The 24,791-nt window shown below is 74.2% G+C and carries 25 protein-coding genes and 2 pseudogenes; 14 read left to right on the forward strand and 13 right to left on the reverse strand.

Annotated features, from left to right (window positions below):
• Nucleotides 1–67 precede the first annotated feature (67 nt).
• The 3 genes from D7M15_RS00310 to cseB all read right to left on the reverse strand — a co-directional run bounded on the left by D7M15_RS00310 (nucleotide 68) and on the right by cseB (nucleotide 3,149).
• A complete protein-coding gene (locus D7M15_RS00310; RefSeq protein WP_121515624.1) occupies nucleotides 68–1,024 on the reverse strand; it encodes a serine hydrolase in 957 nt (318 codons plus the stop codon).
• A 135-nt stretch (nucleotides 1,025–1,159) separates the two neighbouring features.
• A complete protein-coding gene (locus tag D7M15_RS00315; protein ID WP_240649072.1) occupies nucleotides 1,160–2,446 on the reverse strand; it encodes a HAMP domain-containing sensor histidine kinase in 1,287 nt (428 codons plus the stop codon).
• A 1-nt stretch (nucleotide 2,447) separates the two neighbouring features.
• Nucleotides 2,448–3,149, reverse strand: a complete 702-nt coding sequence (gene cseB / locus D7M15_RS00320) for a two-component system response regulator CseB (protein WP_121515625.1) — start codon at nucleotides 3,147–3,149, stop codon at nucleotides 2,448–2,450.
• 224 nt (nucleotides 3,150–3,373) lie between these two features.
• Between cseB and D7M15_RS00325 the strand changes: the two genes are divergently transcribed.
• A complete protein-coding gene (locus D7M15_RS00325) occupies nucleotides 3,374–4,144 on the forward strand; it encodes a phytanoyl-CoA dioxygenase family protein (RefSeq protein ID WP_121520055.1) in 771 nt (256 codons plus the stop codon).
• 128 nt (nucleotides 4,145–4,272) lie between these two features.
• On the forward strand, nucleotides 4,273–4,419 hold the full coding sequence (locus D7M15_RS28310; protein ID WP_165906175.1) for a hypothetical protein: 147 nt from the start codon (nucleotides 4,273–4,275) through the stop codon (nucleotides 4,417–4,419).
• 28 nt (nucleotides 4,420–4,447) lie between these two features.
• Here the strand turns inward: D7M15_RS28310 and D7M15_RS00330 are convergent, their stop codons facing one another.
• Together D7M15_RS00330 and D7M15_RS00335 are read right to left on the reverse strand one after the other, a co-directional pair.
• A complete protein-coding gene (locus tag D7M15_RS00330) occupies nucleotides 4,448–4,858 on the reverse strand; it encodes an HIT domain-containing protein (RefSeq protein ID WP_121515626.1) in 411 nt (136 codons plus the stop codon).
• Nucleotides 4,859–4,990: 132 nt separating this feature from the next.
• Nucleotides 4,991–6,055, reverse strand: a pseudogene (locus D7M15_RS00335) (peptidoglycan recognition family protein); the annotation flags it as partial.
• Between the two features lie 692 nt (nucleotides 6,056–6,747).
• Here D7M15_RS00335 and D7M15_RS28315 point away from each other — a divergent pair.
• Entirely contained in the window at nucleotides 6,748–7,182 is a 435-nt protein-coding gene (locus D7M15_RS28315; RefSeq protein WP_165906176.1) for a DUF2690 domain-containing protein, read from the forward strand.
• A gap of 239 nt (nucleotides 7,183–7,421) precedes the next feature.
• A pseudogene (locus D7M15_RS00345) lies at nucleotides 7,422–8,005 on the forward strand (DUF3291 domain-containing protein).
• On the opposite strand, the gene D7M15_RS00350 reads toward D7M15_RS00345, so the two are convergent.
• From D7M15_RS00350 to D7M15_RS00365, 4 genes are all read right to left on the reverse strand, one after another.
• Entirely contained in the window at nucleotides 8,002–8,601 is a 600-nt protein-coding gene (locus tag D7M15_RS00350; RefSeq protein WP_121515629.1) for a TIGR03086 family metal-binding protein, read from the reverse strand. The pseudogene D7M15_RS00345 and the gene D7M15_RS00350 sit on opposite strands and share 4 nt — an antisense overlap.
• A gap of 195 nt (nucleotides 8,602–8,796) precedes the next feature.
• On the reverse strand, nucleotides 8,797–9,690 hold the full coding sequence (locus D7M15_RS00355) for a DUF5753 domain-containing protein (protein WP_240649073.1): 894 nt from the start codon (nucleotides 9,688–9,690) through the stop codon (nucleotides 8,797–8,799).
• A gap of 332 nt (nucleotides 9,691–10,022) precedes the next feature.
• On the reverse strand, nucleotides 10,023–10,853 hold the full coding sequence (locus tag D7M15_RS00360) for a hypothetical protein (RefSeq protein ID WP_121515631.1): 831 nt from the start codon (nucleotides 10,851–10,853) through the stop codon (nucleotides 10,023–10,025).
• Between the two features lie 209 nt (nucleotides 10,854–11,062).
• Nucleotides 11,063–12,289 (reverse strand): acyl-CoA dehydrogenase family protein, encoded by a 1,227-nt coding sequence (locus D7M15_RS00365; RefSeq protein ID WP_121515632.1) that lies wholly within the window; start codon nucleotides 12,287–12,289, stop codon nucleotides 11,063–11,065.
• Nucleotides 12,290–12,511: 222 nt separating this feature from the next.
• Here D7M15_RS00365 and D7M15_RS00370 point away from each other — a divergent pair, with 222 nt between their 5' ends.
• Nucleotides 12,512–13,156 carry a TetR family transcriptional regulator gene (locus D7M15_RS00370; RefSeq protein WP_121515633.1) on the forward strand — a complete coding sequence of 215 codons (645 nt, stop codon included), beginning with the start codon at nucleotides 12,512–12,514 and terminating at the stop codon, nucleotides 13,154–13,156.
• Nucleotides 13,157–13,271: 115 nt separating this feature from the next.
• Here the strand turns inward: D7M15_RS00370 and def are convergent, their stop codons facing one another.
• Entirely contained in the window at nucleotides 13,272–13,850 is a 579-nt protein-coding gene (gene def, locus D7M15_RS00375; RefSeq protein WP_121515634.1) for a peptide deformylase, read from the reverse strand.
• A 107-nt stretch (nucleotides 13,851–13,957) separates the two neighbouring features.
• On the opposite strand from def, the gene D7M15_RS00380 reads away from it, so the two are divergent.
• The 5 genes from D7M15_RS00380 (at nucleotide 13,958) to D7M15_RS00395 (ending at nucleotide 18,224) form a co-directional block, all read left to right on the forward strand.
• Nucleotides 13,958–15,196, forward strand: a complete 1,239-nt coding sequence (locus D7M15_RS00380) for a MurT ligase domain-containing protein (protein ID WP_121515635.1) — start codon at nucleotides 13,958–13,960, stop codon at nucleotides 15,194–15,196.
• Nucleotides 15,197–15,230: 34 nt separating this feature from the next.
• The gene (locus D7M15_RS00385) at nucleotides 15,231–15,959 is read left to right on the forward strand and encodes a glutamine amidotransferase (RefSeq protein ID WP_121515636.1); all 729 of its coding nucleotides are present in this window, start codon (nucleotides 15,231–15,233) and stop codon (nucleotides 15,957–15,959) included.
• Nucleotides 15,960–16,100: 141 nt separating this feature from the next.
• Nucleotides 16,101–17,060 (forward strand): cytochrome c oxidase assembly protein, encoded by a 960-nt coding sequence (locus D7M15_RS00390; protein ID WP_121515637.1) that lies wholly within the window; start codon nucleotides 16,101–16,103, stop codon nucleotides 17,058–17,060.
• Nucleotides 17,061–17,196: 136 nt separating this feature from the next.
• Entirely contained in the window at nucleotides 17,197–17,373 is a 177-nt protein-coding gene (locus tag D7M15_RS28320) for a hypothetical protein (RefSeq protein ID WP_165906164.1), read from the forward strand.
• A 143-nt stretch (nucleotides 17,374–17,516) separates the two neighbouring features.
• The gene (locus D7M15_RS00395) at nucleotides 17,517–18,224 is read left to right on the forward strand and encodes a lysophospholipid acyltransferase family protein (protein WP_121515638.1); all 708 of its coding nucleotides are present in this window, start codon (nucleotides 17,517–17,519) and stop codon (nucleotides 18,222–18,224) included.
• 124 nt (nucleotides 18,225–18,348) lie between these two features.
• On the opposite strand, the gene D7M15_RS00400 is transcribed toward D7M15_RS00395, so the two are convergent.
• Nucleotides 18,349–20,007: an alpha/beta hydrolase gene (locus D7M15_RS00400; protein ID WP_240649540.1), complete on the reverse strand. Its 1,659-nt coding sequence runs from the start codon at nucleotides 20,005–20,007 to the stop codon at nucleotides 18,349–18,351.
• Nucleotides 20,008–20,355: 348 nt separating this feature from the next.
• On the opposite strand from D7M15_RS00400, the gene D7M15_RS00405 reads away from it, so the two are divergent.
• Nucleotides 20,356–21,306, forward strand: coding sequence for a M28 family metallopeptidase (locus tag D7M15_RS00405; RefSeq protein ID WP_240649542.1), 951 nt, complete (start codon nucleotides 20,356–20,358; stop codon nucleotides 21,304–21,306).
• A 188-nt stretch (nucleotides 21,307–21,494) separates the two neighbouring features.
• Here D7M15_RS00405 and D7M15_RS00410 read toward each other — a convergent pair whose 3' ends face one another.
• Entirely contained in the window at nucleotides 21,495–21,797 is a 303-nt protein-coding gene (locus D7M15_RS00410) for a type II toxin-antitoxin system Phd/YefM family antitoxin (protein ID WP_121515639.1), read from the reverse strand.
• A gap of 86 nt (nucleotides 21,798–21,883) precedes the next feature.
• Between D7M15_RS00410 and D7M15_RS00415 the strand changes: the two genes are divergently transcribed.
• From D7M15_RS00415 to D7M15_RS00425, 3 genes are read left to right on the forward strand one after another with little or no spacing between them, the layout of a single operon-like run.
• Nucleotides 21,884–22,540 carry an ATP-dependent Clp protease proteolytic subunit gene (locus D7M15_RS00415; RefSeq protein ID WP_121515640.1) on the forward strand — a complete coding sequence of 219 codons (657 nt, stop codon included), beginning with the start codon at nucleotides 21,884–21,886 and terminating at the stop codon, nucleotides 22,538–22,540.
• Nucleotides 22,537–22,854 (forward strand): hypothetical protein, encoded by a 318-nt coding sequence (locus D7M15_RS00420; protein WP_121515641.1) that lies wholly within the window; start codon nucleotides 22,537–22,539, stop codon nucleotides 22,852–22,854. Before D7M15_RS00415 ends, D7M15_RS00420 begins: the two co-directional genes overlap by 4 nt.
• Nucleotides 22,855–22,882: 28 nt before the next feature.
• Nucleotides 22,883–23,395, forward strand: a complete 513-nt coding sequence (locus tag D7M15_RS00425; RefSeq protein WP_121515642.1) for a DUF6328 family protein — start codon at nucleotides 22,883–22,885, stop codon at nucleotides 23,393–23,395.
• Nucleotides 23,396–23,425: 30 nt separating this feature from the next.
• Here the strand turns inward: D7M15_RS00425 and D7M15_RS00430 are convergent, their stop codons facing one another.
• A complete protein-coding gene (locus D7M15_RS00430) occupies nucleotides 23,426–24,580 on the reverse strand; it encodes an 8-amino-7-oxononanoate synthase (protein WP_121520058.1) in 1,155 nt (384 codons plus the stop codon).
• Nucleotides 24,581–24,791 lie beyond the last annotated feature (211 nt).

The following is a 24,791-nucleotide window of genomic DNA, read 5'->3' on the forward strand; positions in this document are numbered from 1 at the left end:
GCACGGCGGGACCCTACAAACCGTATCTCTCCGGACGAAAACCCTCGAATCCACCACCGCCGTCTCCTCACTTCGCGGCCCACGCGCGGGCGCCCTCCGCGAGTGCCCGGCTGCGCGCCAACGCAACCTCCAGGCCGGGGGCCGGGCCGGAGCCGGGGCGCTGGTGCAGTACGACGCCGAGGACCAGCCGTTCCGCCGCGCCCCCGCCCGTGGTCGCCGCCCACATCAGGGCGCCTCCGGCGGGGGTGCTGGAGCCGGTCTTCCCGCCGACGATCCCGGCGTGGCCCAGCAGGGTGTTGGTGTTGGCGAGCCGCGCCCCCGTGCCGGGTTCGGTGGTGCCCGGCTGCGCCACGATCTCCCGGAACGTACGGTTCCGCATGACCTTCGCGGCGAGTACGAGCTGGTCGTCGGAGGTGCTGCGGGTGGTGGGCTCGTAGCCACTCGCGCCCGTGTACGTCGTACGGTCCATGCCGAGCGCCGCCGCCGCGTCGTTCATCCTCGCCGTGAACGCCTCCTCGCTGCCCGCGTCCCAACGGGCCAGAAGCCGCGCCGCGTTGTTGCCCGAGGGGATCAACATCAGCTCCAGCAGGCGCCGTTGGGAGAGCCGCCGTCCCTCCCGCAGCCGTACGCTCGACTCGTCCGCCGACGCGGACTCCGCCGCCGCCCGCCGGTCGACCGTCACCGACGGGCCCGACTCCCCCGCGCGCAGCGGGTGGTCGCGGAGGATCACGTACGCCGTCATCACCTTCGTGACGCTCGCGATCGGCACGGGCTCCTGCCTCCCGCGCGTGCCCAGGCTCCCCACGCCCTCGACCGCGACGCTGGCCTGGCCCTCGCGCGGCCAGGGCAACGGCCGCGCGCCGGGGCTGAGTTCGTCGCCGTCGCGCGGGTCCGCGAGGCCCGGCACGCTCCACAGCGCGAGCAGCACGGCGGCGACCACGCCGACGACCGCGCGGGGCGGGCGGGCGCGTACGGGTGCCGGTGCGGGTGGGGGGACGACGGGTGTACGCGGTGGGCAGCGCATGGACGGACGCCTCCGGAGCCTCGGGGACGGCGGAACGTGAGCCGTTCACGCCTGCCGCCCACGCTCCGGCGCGCCCGTGTCCGCCACCCGCGCGCCCGGCGCTCCGCCGCCGCTCGGCCACGCCTCCGCCGTGTATCAGCCCCGGTCCGCGGGTGCCCCCGGCCCGCCCCCGGGCAGCCGCAGCGTGGCGACGGCGCCGCCCTCCGGCGCGTTCGCCAACGTCAGCTCCGCCCCGATGACCCGCGCCTGCCCCGTAGCGATCGTCAGGCCGAGGCCGTGGCCCCGACCGCGTTCCGCCGCGCCCGTACGGAAGCGCTGCGGGCCCTCGGCCAGCAGCACCGCCGGGAAACCCGGGCCACGGTCCCGTACGGAGACCACGCCGTCCCGCACCGCGACGCTCACCCGCGGCGCCTCCCCGGCCCGCGTGCCGTCCGGGACGGCGCCGTGCCGGTGGGCGTTCGTCACAAGGTTGACGACGATGCGGTCCAACCTGCGCGGGTCCGTCTCCACCAGCGGAGCGCCCTCGACCGTCAGCTCCACGGGGAACCCCAGGCGTGCCACCGCGTCCGCGACGACCTCGCCGAGCGGTACCCGGCGGAGGTCCGCGCGCTCCGCGTCCGCGTCCAGCCGGGAGACCTCCAACAGGTCCTCGACGAGGCCGCGCAGCACCCCCACCCGGTCCCTGACCAGGTCCGTCGCCTCGCCCTCCGGGAGCAGGCCCGCCGAGGTCACCAGGCCCATCAGGGGTGTCCGCAGTTCGTGGGCGACGTCGGCGGTGAACCGCTGCTCGCTCACCAGCCGCCCCTGGAGGCTGTCCGCCATGGAGTCGACCGTGGCCGCGATGTCCGTGATCTCGTCCCCCGCCCGGCCGCCCGCGCCGGTACGGGCGCCGAGGTCACCGGCGGTGATGCGGCCCGCCGTACGCGCCACCCGCCGCAGGCGCCGGTTCGGCAGCTCGGCGGCCAGCGCCGCGAGCGGCACGATCACCGCCAGCGCCAGCAGCGAGTACTTGACCATGTGCCGGTCGAGGGCGCGGCGGCTCAGCTGGTCGGGGACCATGTCCACGGGGATCGCGACCAGCCGCCCGCCGTCCAGCCGCCGTCCCGCCCACATCCGCGGCCGGTAGGCGCGGCTCTCGTCGTACAGGTGCGCCTCGTCCGCCGACCGCAGGCGCCGCGCCAGTTCGGGCGGCATCTCCCCGGCGCCGTACGCCAGGACGCCGTCCTCGTCGCCGGAATCCAGCGCGCCCTCCAGCGCGGAGTACGCGCGCGCGGCGCCGTCGTTCATCGACCGCTCGTACGTGCTCCGGTGCACCAGCAGGCCCACCGTGAGCGCGATCGCGCAGCAGGAGACGGCGACGAGCAGGGCGATCCGCCAGCGCAGGGAACGCCAGTTGGCCGTCTCCCGGACCAGGCCGCGCACGTCAGCGCCGCAGCTTGTAGCCGAAGCCGCGGACCGTCTCGATGCGTTCGGCCCCGATCTTCTTCCGCAGCCGCTGGACGCACAGGTCGACGACGCGGCTGTCGCCGTCCCACCCGTAGTCCCACACGTTCCGCAGCAGCGTCTGGCGTTCCAGCACGATGCCGGGGTGGGCCGCGAACTCCAGCAGCAGCCGCAGTTCCGTCGGCGCGAGCGCGACCGGCCGCCCCGCCCGGAACACCTCCAGGCCCCCGGTGTCGATGCTGAGGTCCCCGAAGACCAGCGGCGCCGGTCCGTCCGGAGCGGTGTCCGGCGGCGGGTCCGGCGCGGGGTCCGGGCGGAACGTCGTGCGCCGCAGCAGCGACCGGATGCGCGCCACGAGCACCGACGTGTCGACGGGCTTCACCACGTAGTCGTCGGCGCCCGCCTCTAGCCCGGACACCACGTCCAGCGCGTCCCCCCGCGCGGACATCATCAGTACGGGGTCCGTGCTGGTCTCCCTGATCCGGCGGCACAGTCCGATGCCGTCCAGGCCCGGCAGCATCACGTCCAGCAGCAGCAGGTCGTACCGCCCCTCCCGGAACAGCTCCAGGCCGGTCAGGCCGTCCTCCGCCGTGGTCACGCCGTAGCCGTAGCGCTCCAGGGCCAACGCGACGGACCGGCGGATGACCTTGTCGTCCTCGACGAGAAGTACGGATACGGGCATGTCCCCCACCTGTCGGCCCCTGTCACCTCGGTCGCCGCGTGCGCCCGGTCGCCGCCCAGCCTGCCGTGAGCGGGTGTCCGTACGGCCGTCGCGGAGCGTTGAACGTACCTCAGCCGTGTATCGGCCGGGCATCACGACCTGCCGCGACGCGCGTCGCCCGGCGCCGGGGGCGGTGCGCGAAAACCGTTTGCCGGAGCCGTGCGGCGGGCCGAGACTTGGCGACCGTGCTGACACGTACGGAGATCGAGGAGTTCGTCGCGAACGGCTTCGTCCGGGTGCCCGGCGCCGTGCCGGAGGAGGTCGTCGGGCGGTGCCGGGCGGAGCTGTGGGAGGCGACCGGGTCGGACCCGGACGACCCCGCGACGTGGACCGAACCGGTGGTGCGGCTGGGCGGCTTCGCGACGCCGCCGTTCCGGTCGGCGGCCAACGCGCCCGTACTGCACGAGGCGTTCGACCAGCTCGTCGGCGCGGGGCGGTGGCGGGCGCCGGGCGGGCTCGGCACGTTCCCCGTGCGCTTCCCCAGCGAACGGGAGCCGGGCGACGACGGCTGGCACCTGGAGGCGAGCTTCCCGGGCGCGGCGGGTGAGAACCGGGTCAACGTGCGTTCGCGCGGGCGGGCGCTGCTGATGCTGTTCCTCTTCTCCGACGTCGGCCCGGACGACGCGCCGACCCGGGTGCGCGTCGGGTCGCACCACGACGTACCGGCGCTGCTCGCGGACCACGGGGACGAGGGCCGCGAGTGGTTCGAGCTGTGCGGGGACGCCGTCGCCGCGAGCGAGGGCCGCCCCGAGACGGCGGCGACGGGCCGGGCGGGGGACGTGTACCTGTGCCACCCGTTCCTGGTGCACGCCGCGCAGCCGCACCGGGGCACGGTGCCGCGGTTCATGGCGCAGCCCCCGCTGGAGCCCGTGGGCCTCCTCGACCTCACGTCCGACGCGCCCGTCCCGGTGGCCCGGCCCGTGGTCGAGGCGCTGGCGCGGGCGCGGGAGTCGTAGCACGCGGAACGGCGGGCGGGCGTACGGGCGTTCGCGGGGCCCCCGGAGGCTGCGGCGCGGCCCCCGGCCCCCGCGTCTACCCGGCACAATGGACGGCAGGAAGCACGACCCCCGTCGGAGGAGAAGACATGCCCGGACTCATCGGCCGCCTCAAGGAGTTCAGCCGCAGCCCCCAGGGCCAGAAGGCCATGGACGCGGCGCGGCAGGCCGCTTCGGACCCCAGGAAGCAGGCGCAGGCCCGCAAGCTGCTCGACAAGCTCCGCAAGCGCCCCTGACCCGCCCGGTCCGTGACGTCGCCCGGCGCTACGGCAGTTCGGCCCGTACGCGCGCGGCGACGGCCTCGGCGTGGGCGTCGTCCGGGTAGCGCCCGCGGGGCCAGAAGAAGCCGCGCAGGCCGTCCTTGGGGTTGCGCGGCACGACGTGCAGGTGGAGGTGCGGCACGGACTGGCTGACGCGGTTGTTGGCCGCCACGAACGAGCCCGCCGCGCCGGTGCCGCGCTCCACCGCGCCGGTGACCTGCCGGACGGTCTCGAAGAACGGGCCGACCTCCGGCACCGGCAGGTCGGTCAGCGTCTCGGCGTGCCGTCGCGGGACGACCAGCGTGTGGCCGGGGAAGAGGGGCCGGGTGTCGAGGAACGCGACGGCCCGGTCGTCCTCGTACACGCGGTGGCCGGGCGCCTCACCGGCCACGATGGCGCAGAAGATGCAGTTCACCCGGCCCACCGTACGAGCCGGGGGCGGGCGGGGGCCGGAGCCGCCGCCGGAACGGTTCGGCGGCGGCCCCGGCCTGTGGCCTCCTCGGGGTGTGCGGCCTCGTCAGCCGTTGACGTAGGCCATGTACGTGTCCCAGTTCCAGTTCGGGCCCGGGTCGGTGTGGTCGTTGCCGGGCACCTCGCTGTGGCCGACGATGTGCGCGCGGTCCTTCGGGATGCCGTGGGTGTCGCACAGGTGCTTCGTCAGGGCCGCGGACGAGCGGTACATCGCGTCCGTGAACCACGACGGGTCGTCGACGAAGCCCTCGTGCTCGATGCCGAGCGCCGAGGCGTTGGCGGAGCGGGCGTGCCAGGCGGTGTCGGCGTCGCGGACCATCTGGGTGATCTCGCCGTCGGCGGAGCGGACCACGTAGTGGGCGCTGACCTCGGCCTCCGGGTTCTGGAACCAGCTGATGGTGCCCGCGTAGCTGCCCTGCGTGACGTGCACGACCACCTGGCTGATGGCCGCCGAGCGGCCCGCGGCGTAGTTCCCGGCGTTGGCCGGGACCCAGGCCGCGGGCGGGTAGTCGGGGCTCTGCGTGCCGATCGCGGGCACGTCGGCGTAGTCGCCGCGGTCGGGTCGTACGTCGCGCGCGCGGGTGCGTACGTCGGCGCCGCCGCGTACGCCCTCGGCGAGGATCTCGTACGCGCTATCCGCGTAGAACTTCGCCAGCCGTTCGTTCTTCACCCCGCCGTAGCGGGCGACGGCCGGGTACCACTTGGCGACGTCGTCCCGGGCGGAGGCGTCGAGGCCCAGCGCGTCGGCGTGCGCGCGGAGGACGGCGGCGCCGCCCCTTATGTTGGCGCGCGTGTCGCGCTTCAGGTCGGCCCGCGACTCACCGGTGATCTTCGCGGCCCGGCCCAGGGAGTCCCGCTCCGGGTTGCTGACCAGGTGCATCACGCCGTAGCCGTTGTCCTGGCTCGGCTTGCCGTCGTGGCCGTCGAGGTGCGTCTCGCCGTAGCCGACGGCCACGAGGAGGTCGCGCGGTACGTCGTACTCCGCCGCGGCGTCCGTGAACGCCCCGGACATGGAGTCCGCCTCGGGCGCGCCGGTGGCGGTGGCGGGCTGCGCGGTGAGGGTGATCGCGGCGATCGCGGCGGTCCCGCACACGACGGCCGTTCCGCGGCGCCACGCGCTCCTTCTGGCTCCTGACTTCATGGTGTTCCCTTCTGACATCCGGCGCCCGTGGGGGGTGCTCCGTGCTGCCGCTCCGTTCCCGACGGGACCGACACGCCGGACCCGGCCTGCCGTCAGGGACGTTCAGCGCGGCGGCGGACACGGGGGCCGGTGGGGAGCGGGGTGTCCGCTCTCCGGGGTGGGGGGGGCCGGCCGTCGTTCCGCCCGTTCGCATCGAGCCAGGCAAGGAAAGCAGCCAGATCATGTTCGCGACAAGATCTGGGAGCTGATGACAGGTCGATTCCCCAGTGACACGCGCGGATTCGGAGGTGGCGGCGTGGGCGCGACCACGGACGGGCACGGGCGGGCGGCGGCACCGTACGGCCGGGGTGGTACGACACGCCCGGGGTCGGTGGGAGCCGCGTGGCGGGAGAGCGCCCGCACGCGGCGCGCGGGGTGCCGTACGGCTCCCGGCCACACCCTGGCGGCGCGGACGCGGACAGCCGGTCGGGAACCGGCGCGGACTGACGGGAAATGCCGCAGTGCCGATCCGGGTCGCGCAACTACCGTCGAAAGAAGGGCGGTTGACGCATATCCGGAGGAGGGCACACGTGGCGGGAGAAGGCCGTGCGTCGGGGGCGCTCAGGCGTCTGGGTACGGGGCTACGGCACCCGGGACCAGCGCTGCGGTCCGCCTGGCGGTGGGCGAGCACCCATGCGAGGAGCGCCACGGCGTTGGCCCTGACCGTGGCCGTCGTGGGCGGCGTCGCGCCGGTGCTCGTGTCGGACTGGCTCGCCCCCGACCCGTCCTCGTGTCCCGGGTCGGGCTGCGGCGGGAAGGCTCCGCAGAGCGCGGGGTGCGACGCGGACGCCGTGTCGCTGGAGCCGCCGCGGGACAACCCCGTCCGGCTGATGGTGCGCTACAACGAGCGGTGCGACGCCGTGTGGGCGAAGGTCATCCGGGCGCGCGCGGGCGACAAGGTGACGATCCGGGTGGCCGGGGGCGACGCGGAATCGGAGGTCGTGAACTACGGCCGGGACCAGTACACCCGGATGACGTACGCGCCCGGGTCCTTCACCGCCACCGCCTGCGCCGTACCGAGCACCCAGTCACCCCGCACCTGGACGAAGTACTGCACCGAGGCCGAGCCGCGGTCCCCCTGGCGGTGAACGCGGGCGCGGACCGGTCGGCCGCCACGCGCGCACGGGCACCTTCCGTACGGCTCCGTGGCCCCGGAAGCACCGGGCCGGGAAGCCACGTGACCGGGGAGAACGCAACTTCGACACCGTCCGCGCGGACGGCTACGTTCACCCGGTCCCCGGCGGACGCGCACGGCCGAGCCCTCGGCCGCTCCGCGCGCACGCCACCGCACCGGGCCCGTGTGAGGCGCCCCGTCAGGGAGAGAAACGTGCCGCATCTCGCGCTCTACACCTTCGGCGTCCTCCACTCGCCGCTCGCCGCCGCCACGCCCCTCATGGACGCGTTCTACGACACCGGCGAGGCCGTCCACCGGGAGATCGCCCGGCGCCCCGGACACCTCGCGCACGCCGAGGCGGCGGACGCCGCCCGGGGCGACCTCTTCGACGCGGACTGGGGCGCGTGGGGAGAGTTCGCCGTACCGACCTGGTACGACAAGGGCCGTACGCCCGACACCACCGCCCTGGCCGCGAGCCTCTCCCTCTGGACGGCCTGCGCCCCGCGTTCGACGCCGTCCACTCCGGTGCGCACCGTACGGCGCTGCGGCGGCGCGGCGACTGGTTCGAGCGGACGGGGCGCGCCAACCACGTGCTGTGGTGGGTTCCCGAGGGCACGGTGCCCACCTGGCGGGACGGGGTCGCGCGGCTGGAACACCTGCACGGCCACGGGGCGGCGCCGTACGGCTTCACCTTCCGGGACGCGTACGCCCAGGACGGGGCCCCGGCGCGGGTGCGGGCCGACCGCGCGGCCGACGGCCGGGACCGCGGGGCTCGCGGGCTGGAGGGCCAGGGCTAGGGCTGGCGGGCGGTCCAGGCCGGGTCGCGGCCGCTGAGGCCGACCGCCTGGTCCAGCCGCGACGCGTCGGACGGCACCGGTACGGGCGTCCCGAACAGTCCCCCACCCTCCCCGGCCTCCTCGGCGGCCCGGCGCAGGAAGGCGACCACGGCCTCGGTGACGGCGGGGTCCCCGGCGTAGGGGCGGTTCAGGGCGCGGCTCAGGTCCCAGCCGTGGATGAGGAGTTCGTCGGCGGTGACGAGCGCCGCGACCCGGGCGGGCATGGTGACGCCGCCCGCCTCGGCCGTACCGACCCAGGCCGCGGGCCGCTGCCAGGCGGCGGCGAGCGCGTCGAGGCGCTCCGGCAGCAGGCGCCGCCACTCCGGGTCCAGCCGCTCGGCGGAGCTGGTGGGGGCGGCGGTCGCGCCCGCGTCGTAGGACTTCTCGGCGGCCATCCGGAACGCGGCCGCGAGGCCCATCATGTGGTCGAGCAGGTCACCGACCGTGTACTCCTCGCAGGGGGTGGGCAGCGTCAGCTGCTCGTCGCCGAGGTCGTCGAGCAGACGCTTCAACTCCTCGGTCTGGGCGGTCAGGTCGAACGCGGGCTTCTCCAGCATGCTGCTTCCTCGGTGTGTCGGGCGGCGTACGGCGTGCCGCGGGCGCGCGCGGGCTCCGCCGCGGTTGTCGGGGGTACGGACTCCCGGCGGGCCCGGAACTCATCGGTCCGCCGGCACTCCCCCGTACGGCGTGCCGACGGCGCGACGGGGCGTACGGGTCCCGGCGCGCCGTACCGTCGGCGGTGGGCGTCGCCGTTACCGGGCGTCGAGCCCGTCGATCATGCGCAGCAGCAGCGCGCGGGTGACCGGCGCGGGCTCGGCCCGGGTGACGAGCTGGTCGATGACGTGGCGGTAGGACTCGACCTGTTCGGGGTCGTCGGGGTAGGCGGCACCGATGAGCTGTTCCAGGTAGACCACGTCGGGGAGTTCGCGCTGCGGCAGCCGCAGCAGGGTCACGGGGCCGCCCGCCGCCGGGTGCGCTCCGGCCCGGAACGGCAGCAACTGCACGGTGACGTGCGGCAGTTCGCACACCTCCACGAGGTGCCGCAGCTGCGCGCGCATCACGTCGGGGCCGCCGACCGGGCGCCGTAGCGCGGCCTCGTCGATCACGCACCACAGGTGCGGGGGGCGGGGCCCGTGGAGGATGCGCTGGCGCCGCATGCGCAGTTCGACACGCCGTTCCCGCTGGTCCTCCGAGGCGTCGGCGTGGCCGAGGTCGATGACGGCACGCGCGTAGTCCTCCGTCTGGAGGAGGCCGGGCACGAACTGCACCTCGTAGCCGCGGATCACGTCGGCGGTCTGTTCCAGGCCGAGGTACGTGTGCAGCCAGCCGGGTACGACGTCCTCGAACTCCTGCCACCAGCCACAGGTGTTGGCCTGCTCGGTGAGCGCGAGCAGCATGGCGCGCTCGGACTCGTCGGAGACGCTGTAGATGGTCAGGAGGTCCGCGACGTCGCGCGGTCGGCAGGAGACGCGGCCCAGTTCGAGCGCGGTGATCAGCGCGGGCTCGGCCCTGATGGCCTCCGCCGCCTCCTCCCGGGAGACGTACTCCGCCTCCCGCAGCGTCCGCAGCCGCGCGCCCAGGACCATGCGCGGCACGGCCGGACCGCCCCGCTGGTCCGCGACGACACGGCCGGTAGGCCCGTTCACGGTGGCCCGAGTGCTACGCATCGTCTCGCTTTCCGTCCTGGCTGCGCCCTGCTCCGACCACGTTACGCCCGCGCCCGTACGGGCGGGCGCCGCGGGGGAACGGGCCCGGAACGGGCAGCACCGCTCCGCCCCGCAGCATCGCGGACCCCACGTCGCGCGGCACGTGCCGTACGGGCGATCCCGGCGTCGTTCCCAATGTAGGAGACAGCTGACCGCATGTCAGCAGCAGTGCGCAACCCGGCTGGTCGGTACGGCGGTTGACGCCCGTCGCCCGGAACGCGGTGCCCGTGTGGGCCCGTTCGCGCACCTCGCGGGCCGGGGCGGGCGGCGGGTCAGGTCGCCCGGCGCGGGGTGACGAGCAGGTGGCGCCTGCGGCGGCTGTCGAGATAGCGCTCGGCGTCCCAGCCGCGGGCGGCCAACAGCCGGGCGCAGGCGTCGAGTCGCTCGGCGGGGCCGTCGCCGTACGCGTCGCCGCCCACCGGCTCCGTACCCGCGGCGTGCCGCCACTCGACCCGTACGGCGTCCGGCCCGGCGTCCTCGTCGTCGGCCGCGGCGACCCGGTAGCCCGTACGCACCCGGCGCCCGGCCCCGTCCACGGCGGACGGCGGGACACCCGCCGACTCCAGGGCGAGCGCGACGGCGTGCAGGGGGCGCGCCCGTTCCCAGCCGGCGGGGACGGCGCGCGGGTCCCGGACCGGCTCGGCGTCCGGCGCCGCCCCGGAAGGAGGGGCGGCGGTGACACGTCGGATCTCCAGCAGGGCGTCCCAGGCCCGGCGCGCGGCCCCGAGGTGCGCCTCCGGGTCGGCGGGCGGATGCCCGTCGCCGTCCGCGGGGGTGAACGCGCCGCCCCCGGCGCCGGGTTCGACACGCGCCGGGCCCGCCGCCTCGGCCAGCAGGCGGTGCCGCAGGTCACGCCCGGCGGCCGTCAGGTAGTGCGCGCCGAAGCGCCCGTACGGGAGCGCCAGCCCGTACGCGGCCAGCTTGCGCAGGGTGGGCGCCCCGCCGCCGACGCGGCCGGTGTCGGGGTCCGCCTCGGACACGGCGCGCCGCTGGGCGCGCGTCAGCTCCGGCGCGGGCGGCGCGGTACGGGCCTCGCCCGGCTCCGCGCCGTGCGCCGCGCGCCGCTCCGGGTCGGTGGGTCCCGACGATGCCCCGGCCGTCATGCGCTCACCCCCGGGGGCGCCGTACCCGCGTACGCGCCCCGCACCCACCGTAGCCGCGACCGGCACGCGCGGCACGGCCGCGCGGACCTCTCCCCGCGTGGCGCCGAGGGACGGCAGGTCCCACCGTGGGCGCGGGTGATCCGGGCGCGCCCGCCGACCAGGCTCCCGGAGGGACCTGACCGGCGGGCGGGTGCCGTCGCGCCGGGGTGTCAGCGGATCGGTACGCCCGAGACCGTACGGGCGATGACCAGGCGCTGGATCTCGCTGGTGCCTTCGAAGATCGTGTAGATCGCCGCGTCCCGGTGCATCCGCTCGACCGGGTACTCGCGGGTGTAGCCGTTGCCACCGAGGATCTGCATGGCCTGCGCGGTGACGGACTTGGCGGTCTCCCCCGCGAACAGCTTCGACATGGAGCCCTCCGCCGAGTCGAACGGCTTGCCCGCCGCCGCCATCCACGACGCCCGCCACACCAGGAGGCGCGCGGCGTCGACGCGCGTACGCATGTCGGCCAGCTGGAAGGCGACGCCCTGGTTGTCGATGATCGGGCGCCCGAACTGCACGCGGGTCTTGGCGTATTCGAGCGCGACCTCGTACGCCGCGCGCGCGATGCCGACCGCCTGCGCGCCCACGGCGGGGCGGGACGCCTCGAACGTCGCCATGGCGGCGTTCTTCACCCGCTGGCCGCCGGTCTTCGCCCGCTCGCGGGCGCGGGCGAGGCGCTCGTCGAGCTTCTCCTTGCCGCCGAGGAGGCAGCTGCCGGGGACGCGCACGTCGTCGAGGACGACCTCGGCGGTGTGCGAGGCGCGGATGCCGTGCTTCTTGAACTTCTGTCCCTGCGCGAGACCGGGGGTGTCGGGCGGGACGATGAACGACGCGTGGCCCTTGGAGCCGAGTTCGGGGTCGACGACGGCGACGACGACGTGGACGTTGGCGATGCCGCCGTTGGTGGCCCAGGTCTTGGTGCCGTTGAGCACCCACTCGTCCTTGGCCTCGTCGTAGACGGCGCGGGTGCGCATGGCGGCGACGTCGGAGCCCGCGTCGGGTTCGGACGAGCAGAAGGCGGCGACCTTGACGTCGTCGGCGTCGCCGTACATCTGCGGGATCCAGGTGCCGACCTGCTCCTCGGTGCCGTTGGCGAGGACGCCGACGGCGGCGAGTCCGGTGCCGACGATGGAGAGGGCGATGCCCGCGTCGCCCCAGAAGAGTTCCTCCATGGCCATGGGGATGCCGAGGCCGGTGGGGTCGAAGAACTGCTGGGCGTAGAAGTCGAGCGAGTAGAGCCCGATCTTGGCGGCCTCCTGGATGATCGGCCAGGGGGTCTCCTCGCGCTCGTCCCACTCGGCCGCGGCGGGCCGGATGACGTCGGCGGCGAAGCCGTGTACCCACTCGCGGACGGCCTTCTGGTCGTCGTTGAGGTCGAGTGCGAATTCCGGCATGGGGAGCCTCCGCGGTGGTTCGGTGCCAGGATGGTGGTTACTATCGGTAACACGCAGTCTGTTACCAGCGGGTAGCACCTGTCAACTCCCCTCGTCCGCCCGCTGTCCGGAAGCGGCCCGCCGCAGGTCCGCGTACGTGCCGTCGCCGCCCCCGGCCATAACCGACGGCGACCGCCGGGTGTTACGTTGCGCGGCAGGAGATCACACGCGAGAGGACTCACCGTGGCGACGACACAGCGGGACGACCAGCGCGGCGCCACGGAGCGGCGGCGCGGGGAACTGCTGGAGGCCGCCGACAGAGTCGTCCTGCGCGACGGGCCCGCCGCCTCCATGAACGCGATCGCCGCCGAGGCGGGCATCACCAAGCCCATCCTGTACCGGCACTTCGGGGACAAGGGCGGCCTCTACCGCGCCCTGGCCGTACGGCACACCGACGCGCTCCTGGAGGCCCTGCGCGCCGCCCTCGACGCGCCCGCCGACCGCCGCGCGCGCGTGGAGCGGACGCTCGACACGTACCTCGCCGCGATCGAGTCCCGGCTGGAGGTGTACCGCTTCCTGATGCACCCCGCCGACAGCGGTTCCACCGGCGAGCAGGGCTTCGACGTCGGGCAGCACTCCGCCCCGCTCCTGCGGCGGCTCGGCGAGGAGTTGGCCACGGTCATAGCCGAACGCGTCGACCTCGGGCCCGGCGGCGCGGAGCAGGCGCGCGTTTGGGGGCACGGGATCGTCGGCATGATGTACGCCGCCGGGGACTGGTGGCTGCGGGAACGACCCTGCTCCCGCGAGGAGTTGGTACGTCACCTCGCGGACCTGCTGTGGGGGCGGCTGGCGACGGCGGCCGACCGCGAGGGCGGGCCGGGCTTCTGAACGGCCGCGCCGCGTACGGGAGTTGCCGGGCAGGCCGGTTGGCACATGCCGAAGGCCGCGTGCCGACGGCGTTTTCGGGCCAGGTTTTCCGGCCACCCCGCCCGTAGGCCCCGCCTCAGCCCGGCCCCGTACCCGACGCCGTACCCGTACCCGACCCCGTCGCCCACGGCGCGCGCCGCGCCGCCCGGAGCGTACGGCGGCGGCGCAGCCCGCCGAGGCGGTCCGGGTAGACCGTCCCCTCCAGGTGGTCGCACTCGTGCTGGAGGCAGCGCGCGAAGAAGCCCGTGCCGCGCACCCGCAGCGGTTTCCCGCTCAGGTCCTCGCCGGTCACCAGCGCCTCGTCGTGGCGTACGGTCGGCGCCTCCAGACCGGGCAGCGACAGGCACCCCTCCGGGCCGCGTACGGTGACACCGCCCGTCTCCGCGAGGCGCGCGTTGACCACGTGGCCGCGGTGGCGGCGGTCCTCATCGTCGGGGCAGTCGTAGACGAACACCCGTAGCGGCACGCCGACCTGGTTCGCCGCGAGGCCGACCCCGCCCACCGCGTACATCGTCGCGAACAGGTCCTCGACCAGCCGCTCCAGCGGCCCGTCGGCGGGCGTGACGTCGCGGCAGGGCGCGTGCAGGACGGGGTCGCCGAGCAGCCGCAGCTCCCGGTGGACGCCCGAACTGCCGGGGATCGTACGGCGTGGCATGCGGCAAGCGTACGAGTGCCGGGGCCCGGCCGGTGACGCGGTGTGCCGGACCGGCCGCGGACCTCGATAGGCTGGGCCGAGACCGAGGGCAAGGAGGCATCAGGACGATGGCAGGCAACACGGAGCCGCTGTCGCCGCGGGCGAAGCTGGCCGTGACGGCGGGCAAGGCTGCGGCCGCGGTGTCGCGGGCCGCGGGCCGCGGCAGCGGGTCGGTGATCGGCGGCAAGGTGGCGCTCAGGCTGGACCCCGATCTGCTTGCCCGGCTGGCACGACACCTGGACGTGGTCCTGGTGTCGGCCACGAACGGCAAGACGACCACGACCAGGCTGATCGCCGAGGCCCTGCGCGCCAACGGCGGCGTGGTCTCGAACGCGTTGGGCGCCAACATGCCCGCCGGGATCACGTCGGCGCTGGCCGGTGGCTCCGACGCCAAGTACGGCGTGATCGAGGTGGACGAGAAGTACCTCGCCGGTGTCGCCGGTGACGTGGGCCCCAAGGCGATCGCCCTGCTGAACCTCTCCCGCGACCAGCTCGACCGGGCCGCCGAGACCCGGATGCTGGCGGAGAAGTGGCGGGAGGGGCTGTCCGGTTCGAAGGCCGTGATCATCGCCAACGCCGACGACCCGCTCGTCGTCTGGGCCGCGTCCTCCTCGCCGAACGTCGTGTGGGTGGCCGCCGGGCAGGAGTGGAAGGACGACGCCTGGTCGTGCCCGTCGTGCGGCGGTGTGCTGCAACGGCCGGGCGACGACTGGTTCTGCGGCGACTGCGGTTTCCGCCGCCCCACCCCGACGTGGGCGCTGAACGGGGACCACGTGCTGGACCCGCACGGCGCGGCGTGGCCGATCCACCTCCAGCTGCCGGGCCGGGCGAACAAGGCGAACGCCACCACGTCCGCCGCGGTCGCCGCCGCCTTCGGGGTGCCCCCGCTGACGGCGCTCCAGCGCATGTACGCGGTGACGGCGGTCGCGGGCCGGTACGACGTGGTGTCGTACCAGGGGCGCGACATCCGGTTGCTGCTGGCGAAGAACCCGGCGGGCTGGCTGGAGACGTTCTCGCTGATCGACCCGCCGCCGACCCCGGTGATCCTCGCGGTCAACGCGCGCGGCGCGGACGGCACCGACACCTCCTGGCTGTGGGACGTCGACTACGCGCGCCTGGCCGGGCACCCGATCTGCGTGATCGGCGACCGGCGCCTGGACCTGGCGGTGCGGCTGGAGGTCGCGAACGTCGACTTCCAGGTGTACGACTCCGCGCAGGAGGCCGTACGGAACTGCCCGCCCGGTCGGATCGAGGCGATCGCGAACTACACGGCGTTCCAGGACCTGCGCCGCGTGGTCGGCAACTGACAGACGGACTCGCACAGATACGGAGAGCGGGCGCATGAGTGAGACCAACCTGCGGCTGGTGTGGATCTATCCGGACCTGCTGAGCACCTACGGGGACCAGGGGAACGTACTGGTCACGGAGCGACGGGCACGGCAGCGCGGGCTGGCGGTGCAGCGGGTGGACGTCCGCTCGGACCAGCCGCTGCCGACGTCCGGGGACATCTACCTGATCGGCGGCGGCGAGGACCGTCCGCAGCGGCTGGCGGCCGAGCGGCTGCTGCGGGACGGGGGCCTGACCCGCGCGGTGGACAACGGCGCGATCGTCTTCTCCGTCTGCGCCGGCTACCAGATCCTGGGCCAGGAGTTCGTCAACGACCTGAACCAGCCGCAGCCCGGTCTGGGGCTGCTGGACGTGGTCAGCACGCGCGGCGAGGCGGAGCGCTGCGTGGGCGACGTGCTCGGGGACGTGGACAGCAAGCTGAACCTGCCGCAGCTCACGGGCTTCGAGAACCACCAGGGCATCACCCACCTCGGCCCCACCGCGCGCCCCCTGGCGCACGTACGGCTGGGCAACGGGAACGGCACCGGCGACGGCACCGAGGGCGCCTGGAACGGCACGGTCTTCGGCACGTACATGCACGGCCCGGTCCTCGCGCGGAACCCGCTGATCGCGGACCACCTGCTGAAGCTGGCGCTGGACGTGAACGCGCTGCCCCCGGTCGAGGAGCGGTGGTACGAGGCGCTGCGCGGCGAACGGATCGCGGCGGCCACCCAGTCGGCGTGACCCGAGGCGTGTGACGCGCGGGGCGGTACGGGACTCCCGTACCGCCCCGTTCCGCGTGCGGCCACCCCGGCGCGTACGCCCGGGGGCGGCGGTTCTACCCTGGTGCGGACGGACGGACCGTCACGAACCGGGAGCGTACGGATGGACCACGGCGGCCACGGCGGGCACGGCATGACGACGGACCTGCCGCCGTTCACCCTCTCCTGCGGGCTGGAGTTCACCGGCGACGGGTTCTTCCTGGCGGGCTGCGTGCTGGCGCTCGCCCTGTACGGCTGGGGCGTGCTGCGGCTGCGACGGCGCGGCGACGCGTGGCCCGTGGGCCGTACGGTCGCGTTCACGCTGGGCGTGCTGACGGTGGCGCTGGTGATGTGCACGGCGCTCAACGCGTACGGCATGGTGCTGTTCAGCGTGCACATGGTGCAGCACATGGTGGTCAGCATGCTGTCGCCGATCCTGCTGCTCCTCGGGGCGCCGGTGACGCTGGCGCTGCGGGCCCTGCCCGCGGCGGGCCGCGGCAGGCGCGGGCCGCGCGAGCTGCTGGTGGCGGTGCTGCACAGCCGGTGGGCGCGGGTCGTGACGCACGCGGCGTTCACCATCCCGCTGTTCATCGCGAGCCTCTACGGGCTGTACTTCACGCCGCTGTTCGACTTCCTGATGGAGTCGCGCGCGGGGCACGTCGCGATGATGACGCACTTCCTGCTGGTGGGCCTGGTGTTCTTCTGGCCGATCATGGGCGTGGACCCGGGCCCGCACCGCCCCGGCTACGTGATGCGGATGCTGGAGCTGTTCGCGGGCATGCCGTTCCACGCGTTCTTCGGGATCGCGCTGATGATGGCGAGCGAGCCGATGGTGGGCACGTACGCCGATCCCCCGGCGTCGCTGGGCGTGACAGCGATGGACGACCAGACATGGGCGGGCGGCATCGCGTGGGCGTTCAGCGAGATCCCGTCGGTGCTGGTGCTGATCGCGCTGGTGTACCAGTGGTACTTCTCGGAGCAGCGGCAGGCGCGCAGCCGCGACCGCGCGGAGGACCGCAACGGCGACCGGGAGCTGGTGGCGTACAACGCCTACCTCGCGTCCCTCCAGTCGCGGGGCCGGTAGCCCGCGCGCGGAGCGCACGCCGGACCGTACGGGAGGTAGCGCTCGCGGGCGCGGCCGGTGACCATGGATACCTGGCGGACGGTCCGGCGTCGTTCCCGGCGGCGCCTCGCCGTGCCGCGGGGAGGAAGGTGCTGCGATGCTTGGGACGACGGGGCTGCCCCGTGCCGCGAAGGCGATGACCGTGTGCACGGTGGTCGCCCTGGTGGTGGTCACGGGGTACACGGTGGTGCTCGGCGGCAGCGGCTGGCTGTGGCTGGCCTGGATGGTACTGGTGCTGGTGACGGTCGGGATGGCCTCCGCCGGGGATGGCTGACGGGCCGGGCGCGCCACCGTACGCCCGCGCGCGGGCCGTACGCCGGGGGCGTTCCGCTCGGAATCGTGCCCCGGCACTCGCCCGTACGGTGATCGGCAAGTACATTGCGGCGACACCGTGAACGATGGGGGAAGGCCAGCCGCGTGTTCTACCACCTGCTGAAGTACGTGCTCCTGGGACCGCTGCTGCGACTGCTGTTCCGGCCGAGGATCGAGGGCCTCGAACACATCCCGGACGAGGGCGCGGCGATCATCGCGGGGAACCACCTCTCGTTCTCCGACCACTTCCTCATGCCCGCGGTGCTCCAGCGCCGCATCACGTTCCTGGCGAAGGCCGAGTACTTCACCGGGCCGGGCGTGAAGGGCCGCCTCACCGCGGCGTTCTTCCGGAGCGTCGGGCAGATCCCCGTGGACCGCTCCGGCAAGGGCGCGGGCCAGGCCGCGATCGACGAGGGGCTGGGGGTGCTGGCCAAGGACGAGCTGCTGGGCATCTACCCGGAGGGGACCCGTTCGCACGACGGGCGGCTCTACAAGGGCCGCGTCGGGGTCGCCGCGATGGCGCTGCGGGGGAAGGTGAAGGTGGTGCCGTGCGCCATGGTCGGCACGTTCGAACTCCAGCCGCCCGGACGCAAGTTGCCCCGGCTGGGCCGGGTGACGATCCGTTTCGGGGAGCCGTTGGACTTCTCCCGCTTCGACGGGATGGAGAACGACCGCACCGTGCTGCGCGGGGTCACCGACGAGATCATCTACGCGATCATGGAGCTGTCCGGCCAGGAGTACGTCGACCTGTACGCGCAGGAGGCCAAGGCCGCCGAGCAGAAGAGCGGTGAGGGCCGCCCCGGCGGCAAGTGACCCGACCGTTCCGGACCGCCGTCACCGGCCGGGAACACGTACGGCCCCCTTCCGCGGTCGGATTCCGACAGCGGAGGGGGGCCGCTTCACGCGATCACCCGGTCACCCGGTCACGGGAGCACCGTCACGGGAGCCGGGGCAGGTCCGCGGCGGCCTTGCGGGCACCGGCGGACTCGCTCGCCTTCTCCGGCTCGGGCACGGCGTGCGGCTCGCACGTCACGTCCCGGCGGTCGGTGGTGCCCTTCAGCAGGTACGTGTCGACCCGCTTGTTGACGCAGGCGTTCTCCAGACCGGTGACACCGTGCGAACCGGCGTCCCGCTCCGTGACCAGACGCGAGCCCTTGAGCCGCTCGTGCAGCTCGACGGCGCCCTCGTACGGCGTCGCCGCGTCCCGCTCGGACTGGACGATCAGCACGGGCGGCAGGCCCTTGTGCGTCGCCACGTCGACCGGGCGCTGCTGCTTGGCGGGCCAGGTGGCGCAGGGCAGGTTCATCCAGGCGTTGGACCAGGTGAGGAACGGGTAGTCGGCGTGCAGCCGCTCGCTGTCCCGGTTCCAGCGCGACCAGCTCCTGGGCCACTTGGCGTCGGTGCACTCGACGGCGGTGTAGACGGCGTTGCCGTTCTCCGACGAGGCGTTGCCCGCGGTGTCAGACATGTCCGGGGCGGCGGCGTCGACGAGCGCCTGCTCGTCACCCTTGAGGTACGCCGACCAGGTCGCCGCGGTGGGCGCCCAGGAGCTGTCGTAGTACGGCGCGCCCTGGAAGAACGACAGCAGCTCGGCGGGGCCGACGACGCCACCGAGGGGCTCCTTCTTCGCGGCGGCGCGCAGCTTCTCCCACTGGGCCTGGACCTTCTCGGGGGTGTCGCCGATGCCGTAGGTGGCGTCGTTGGCGGCGACCCAGTCCTTCCAGTCGTTCCAGCGCGTCTCGAAGGCGACGTCCTGGTCCAGGTTCGCCTGGTACCAGATCTTCTCCCGGGACGGGTTGACGACGCTGTCGACGACCATGCGGCGCACGTGGTCCGGGAAGAGGGTCGCGTAGACGGCGCCGAGGTAGGTGCCGTACGAGACGCCCAGGTAGTTGAGCTTGCGGTCACCGAGCGCGGCGCGGACGACGTCCAGGTCGCGCGCGGTGTTCGGCGTCGTCATGTGCGGCAGCATGTCGCCGCTGCGCTCGGCGCAGCCCTCGGCGTACTCGCGGGCGAGCTTGCGCTGGGCGCGCTTGTCGGCCTCGTCGTCCGGTACGGGGTCGGCCTTGGGCGCCTTGACGAACTCCTGCGGGTCCATGCAGGAGATGGGCGCGGAGTGGCCGACGCCGCGCGGGTCGAAGCCCACGAAGTCGTACGCCTTGGCCGTCTTGGTCCACAGCGGGTTCCCGGTGGTGACGCGCGTCGGGAAGCGCATGCCGGAGCCGCCGGGGCCACCGGGGTTGTAGACGAGGGAGCCCTGGCGGGCCTCGGCGCCGCCGGTGTTGCGGGCGCGGTTGACGGCGATGTCGATGGTGCGGCCGCGGGGGTGCGCGTAGTCGACGGGCACGGTGACGTAGCCGCACTGGATGGGCTTGTCGAAGCCCCAGTCCTTCGGGCAGTCCTTCCAGGCGACGCCCTTGTCGGCGGCGCGTGCCGCGGCCTGCCGTACGCCCCGGGCCTCGGCGGAGTCCTTCGCGGCTGCGCCCGTGCGGTCGGCGCGCTGGGCGGCGGTGGTCCCGTCGGCCATGGCCGACGGGACGGTTATCAGGCCGGCGACGAGCGCGCCGGCGGCGATCGTGCCCGACGCGGCGAGCACGGTGGTGCGTCTGTTCAACGTGAGGACCCCCAGTTTGGTCCCACCGCTGGTGACGGCGGTGGCATGTACGTGGTGATTTTGCGCCGAATCCTTCCTGCCCGCGGGTGTCGCGGGACAGGGTCGCCGGGCGTTCTTTGCCAAGTAATGAATATGATCGACGGTCAGCGCTCGGGAAAATGCCCGACTTTGCAGGGAGTCCGTACACCGTGAAGTCCGCTCCGCGCGACGCTCTGTTCACAGAGCGGCCTTGACGAGCGGCCCGCCGCAAAGAATCATCATGCGCGCGTCAGCCGTCCTGGTGGCGCAGCTCCGCAACCTCCCCCCACAGAACATCGGAGCCACATCGTGATACACAGAGTGAAGCGACGTTCCGCCATAGCCGTGGCCACGGGCACCGCCCTCGCCGCGTCGCTGCTGACCGTCGCCGGAGCCCAGGCCGGCGAGCAGTCCTCCGACGCCGCCGCCGCGCCCGACATCTCCGTCGAGAACGTCCAGGGCCACCTCAAGGAGCTGGACTCCATCGCCCAGGCGAACGGTGGCAACCGCGCGCACGGCGAGCCGGGCTACAAGGCGTCCGTGGACTACGTCAAGGGCAAGCTCGACGAGGCCGGGTTCGAGACCCAGGTCCAGGAGTTCGACGAGGGCGGCGCGACGGGTTACAACCTGATCGCCGACTGGCCCGGCGGCAGCGGTGACGACGTCCTGATGGCGGGTGGTCACCTCGACTCCGTCACCGAGGGCGCGGGCATCAACGACAACGGCAGCGGCTCGGCCGGCCTCCTGGAGGTCGCGCTCGCGGTGGCCTCGGGCGACCTGGAGCCCTCCAAGCACCTCCGGTTCGCCTGGTGGGGTGCCGAGGAGCTGGGCATGGTGGGCTCCACCCACTACGTCGACAGCCTCGACGAGGCCGAGCGCGGCAAGATCGGCGGCTACCTCAACTTCGACATGATCGGCTCGCCGAACCCCGGGTACTTCGTGTACCAGGAGGACCAGGCGCTGGAGAAGGTCTTCACGGACTACTTCGCCGGGAAGAACATCGAGACCGAGCCCGCCGAGGGCACCGAGGGCCGCAGCGACCACGCGGCGTTCTCCGACGCGGGCATCCCGGTCGGCGGTCTGTTCACCGGTGCCGAGGGTGTCATGACCGAGGACCAGGCGGCCAAGTGGAACGGCACCGCCGGTGAGGCCTTCGACAAGTGCTACCACTCGCAGTGCGACGGCATGGACAACCTCAACACCGAGGCCCTGGACGCCAACAGCGACGCCCTCGCGCACGCGGTCTGGGAGCTCAGCTCCTGACCCGGGTGCCACCCGTCCGGGTGCCGCGCGGCGGCTGAGCGGACTCCGCCCACCACCCGCGGAACGCCGGGCACGGACGGCACCACGCACGGACGAGTACGACGGTACGGCCCGCACGCAGGACGCGTGCGGGCCGTTCCGCGTTCCCGCACTCCCCCGGCGCCCCGTTCCGCCGTTTCCCGCTCCGGTCAGTCCCGACGGCCCGGACGCCGCTCCCCGGTGTCCGGGCCGCGGTGTTCCGCCGCGATGCCGAACCGGCGCCGTTCGCCGGGAGCGGACGGGAGGTCGCGGACGCTGGAGACGGTGCTGATCACCCCGTCCCGCTCGGCCTCGCTGAGGGCTTCGAGTCGTGCCAGGTCAGCGGCGGACACGAGACCCACCAGGGGCTTGCCGTGCCGGGTCACGACGACCCGTTCGCCGCCGTACACGACGCGGTTGATCAGTTCGGCGAGGGCTGCGCGGGCTTGCGTCACCGGAATCTCGTAGGCCATGCTCCCAGCATAACGTCATGTACGTCCTGTACATTTTTGACAGAGCGCCCGCGCGGGCGCCCCGTCACCCGACGAGAGGTGTGGCCATGGACCGCCCCCGCACGTACGCCACCGGGATCACCGTCCGCTACGTCCTGCCCGAGTTCACCGAGCGCACCAGCGCCGGGACCCGGACCCTCGACCCGTACTCGAAGCTCCTCGACGAGCGGATCGTCTTCCTCGGCACGCAGATCGACGACACCTCCGCCAACGACGTGATGGCGCAGCTCATGCACCTCGAACACGCGGCGCCCGACCAGGACATCTCGCTCTACATCAACTCCCCCGGCGGCTCCTTCACCGCCATGACCGCCATCTACGACACGATGGCGTTCGTCACCTGCGACATCGAGACGGTCTGCATGGGCCAGGCCGCCTCCGCCGCGTCGCTGCTGCTGGCGGCGGGCACCCCCGGCAAGCGGCTGGCGCTGCCCGGCGCGCGTGTCCTGATGCACCAGCCGTCCTTCTCCGAGCCCGTCCAGGGGCAGGCAGCCGACCTGGAGATCCAGGCGCGCGAGATGCTGCGCACCCGCGAGCTGATGGAGGAGATGTACGCGCGGCACACCGGCCGCCCGGTGGAGCTGATCCGCGCCGACATCGAACGGGACATGGTCCTCGACGCGGCGGGCGCCCGGGAGTACGGCCTGATCGACCGCGTCACCGTCTCCCGCAAGCGGTCCGCCGCCGGGCGCGCGAGCCGGTGAGCCACGCACTCCCGCCGGAGCTGCCGCCGCTGCCCGCGCTCACCCGCGCGGAGGGCCGGTACGTCGACGGCTACCTGGAGGTGGTGGACCTGCTCGGCCGGACCAACCCGGCGCGCGGCGGCGACACGTACGGCGCCCTGCGCGCGGCGCAGGCCCTCGCCGGTCGCGCCGCGGAGCTGCGGGACGCGCTCGCCGTGATGCACGAGCGCGGCGAACGGGAGCTGCACGCCGAGGTGTTGGCCCGCGCGCTGCGCGTGCTGGACGGCGAGCGGCGGGCGTCCCGGGTGGCGGTCCCGCCGGGGCGGCGGGACTGAAGCGCTCCCCAGCGGTTACCCGGTGTGCATGGATGCCGGGGAGTGCCGCGCGAGGGCCGGGGACGGGACGCCGAACGCGGCGCGGAACGAGACGCCGTACGAGCAGGCCGACCGCAACTTCGCGGAGCTGCTCCAGGAGTTGAGGGTGACGCAGACGGGGGTGCAGATCCTGTTCGCGTTCCTGCTCACGCTCGCGTTCACCGAACGCTTCCCGGACCTGGACGCGTACCAGCGCGGCACGTACCTCACGACGCTGCTGCTGGCGGTGCTGGCCGCCGCCCTGTTCACCGCGCCCGCCGCGCTGCACCGCACGCTGTTCGGGCGCGGCGCCAAGCGGCTGATCGTGGACGTGTCGTCGCGCCTCGCCGCGTACGGACTGGCCGTGCTGGCGCTCGCCCTGGCCGGGGCGGTGACGCTGGTGGTGGACGTGGTGCTGGGCCGGGCGGCGGGAGCGCTGACGGGCGGGCTGGCGCTGCTCACCTGCGCGGGTCTGTGGGCCGTGCTGCCGTGGGCGCTACGGCGCGGAGCGGGCGTCCCCTGAGACCGGCGGTCACGCCGCGCGCCCGCCCGTTCAGGCGCCCGGCGGCGCCGTGCGCAGCACCGTGTCCGCCGCCCGGCGCACCTCGTCGGGGCCCAGGTCGGCGCGGGCGGTGAGGCGCAGCCGGGACACCCCGTCGGGGACGGACGGCGGCCGGAAGCAGCCGACCGCGACGCCCTCCGCCCGGCAGTCCGCCGCCCAGCGGACGGCCGCCTCCGGGGAGGGCGCCCGTACGGAGACCACGGCCGCGTCCGGCTCGCGGGCGGTCAACCCGGCGGCGGTGAAGCGCCGGTGGAGCTCCGCCGCGACGTCCCGCACCCGCGCGGGACGGCCGGGTTCGGCGCGCAGCACCTCCAGGGCGGCGAGCGCCGCGCCGGTGGCGGCGGGGGCGAGGCCGGTGTCGAAGATGAAGGTGCGGGCGGTGTTCAGCAGGTGCTCGATCACGCGGCGCGGGCCGAGGACCGCGCCGCCCTGGCTGCCCAGGGACTTGGAGAGGGTGACGGTGACCACGGTGTCGTACGCCCCGGCCAGCCCCGCCGCGTACGGGCCGCCGCGCCCGCCGTCGCCGAGGACGCCGAGGCCGTGCGCGTCGTCCACGAGCAGCGCGGCGCCGTGCGCGCGGCAGGCGGCGGCGAGCGCGGGCAGCGGGGCGGCGTCGCCGTCGACGGAGAACACCGAGTCGGTGACGGCGACGGCCCGCCCCTGGTGGGCGTCGAGCGCCTTGCGTACGGCGTCCGGGTCGGCGTGCGCGACGACGGCGGTGTCGGCGCGGGACAGGCGGCAGCCGTCGATGAGCGAGGCGTGGTTGGCGGTGTCGGACACCACGAGGCCGCCGGGTCCGGTGAGGGCGGTGACGGCGGCGAGGTTGGCGGCGTACCCGGAGGACAGCACGAGGGCGGCCTCGAAGCCGCAGAACTCCGCGAGCGCCGCCTCCAGTTCGGCGTGCAGCGCGGTGGAGCCGGTGACCAGCCGGGAGCCGGTGGCACCGGCGCCCCAGCGGTGCGCGGCGTCGGCCGCGGCGGCGGTGACGGCGGGGTGGCGGGTGAGGCCGAGGTAGTCGTTGCCCGCGAGGTCCAGCGGCCCCGCGTCCGCGGGGCGGGGGCGCAGGGTGCGGGTCAGGCCGTCGCGGCGGCGCTGCTCGGCGGCGGCGTCGAGCCAGCCGAACGGGTCCTTGGGCGGTACGGGCATGGGTGGGCGGTCCTCGGTCTCGCGGGCGGCGGCGGTCGGCGTACGGCGGCGGGGCGGGCGCGGCGCGGGCGCCCGGCTCGGCGGGCGCTCCTGTCCGCCGACCATAGAACGTAGCCGCGCGGGCGGGCGGACAGGGTGTGGCGATACCCACACCGGAATCAACCGATCTTGTGGACTCCCTCCTTGGCCGACACCGCCGCCGTAGGCGAGT

Origin of the sequence: Streptomyces sp. Z26 (assembly GCF_003665095.1) — a bacterium.
GTDB lineage: Bacteria > Actinomycetota > Actinomycetes > Streptomycetales > Streptomycetaceae > Streptomyces > Streptomyces phytohabitans.

What these genes read in the sequence shown, in the direction of transcription:
- D7M15_RS00415 (WP_121515640.1), top strand. Translation starts at nt 21,884, where the DNA reads ATGGACCGCCCCCGCACGTACGCCACCGGGATCACCGTCCGCTACGTC.
- D7M15_RS00390 (WP_121515637.1), top strand. Translation starts at nt 16,101, where the DNA reads ATGGACCACGGCGGCCACGGCGGGCACGGCATGACGACGGACCTGCCG.
- D7M15_RS28310 (WP_165906175.1), top strand. Translation starts at nt 4,273, where the DNA reads ATGCCCGGACTCATCGGCCGCCTCAAGGAGTTCAGCCGCAGCCCCCAG.
- D7M15_RS00310 (WP_121515624.1), bottom strand. Translation starts at nt 1,024, where the DNA reads ATGCGCTGCCCACCGCGTACACCCGTCGTCCCCCCACCCGCACCGGCA.
- def (WP_121515634.1), bottom strand. Translation starts at nt 13,850, where the DNA reads ATGCCACGCCGTACGATCCCCGGCAGTTCGGGCGTCCACCGGGAGCTG.
- D7M15_RS00350 (WP_121515629.1), bottom strand. Translation starts at nt 8,601, where the DNA reads ATGCTGGAGAAGCCCGCGTTCGACCTGACCGCCCAGACCGAGGAGTTG.
- D7M15_RS00360 (WP_121515631.1), bottom strand. Translation starts at nt 10,853, where the DNA reads ATGACGGCCGGGGCATCGTCGGGACCCACCGACCCGGAGCGGCGCGCG.
- D7M15_RS00385 (WP_121515636.1), top strand. Translation starts at nt 15,231, where the DNA reads ATGAGTGAGACCAACCTGCGGCTGGTGTGGATCTATCCGGACCTGCTG.
- D7M15_RS00365 (WP_121515632.1), bottom strand. Translation starts at nt 12,289, where the DNA reads ATGCCGGAATTCGCACTCGACCTCAACGACGACCAGAAGGCCGTCCGC.
- D7M15_RS00380 (WP_121515635.1), top strand. Translation starts at nt 13,958, where the DNA reads ATGGCAGGCAACACGGAGCCGCTGTCGCCGCGGGCGAAGCTGGCCGTG.
- D7M15_RS28320 (WP_165906164.1), top strand. Translation starts at nt 17,197, where the DNA reads ATGCTTGGGACGACGGGGCTGCCCCGTGCCGCGAAGGCGATGACCGTG.
- D7M15_RS00430 (WP_121520058.1), bottom strand. Translation starts at nt 24,580, where the DNA reads ATGCCCGTACCGCCCAAGGACCCGTTCGGCTGGCTCGACGCCGCCGCC.
- D7M15_RS00425 (WP_121515642.1), top strand. Translation starts at nt 22,883, where the DNA reads ATGGATGCCGGGGAGTGCCGCGCGAGGGCCGGGGACGGGACGCCGAAC.
- D7M15_RS00410 (WP_121515639.1), bottom strand. Translation starts at nt 21,797, where the DNA reads ATGGCCTACGAGATTCCGGTGACGCAAGCCCGCGCAGCCCTCGCCGAA.
- cseB (WP_121515625.1), bottom strand. Translation starts at nt 3,149, where the DNA reads ATGCCCGTATCCGTACTTCTCGTCGAGGACGACAAGGTCATCCGCCGG.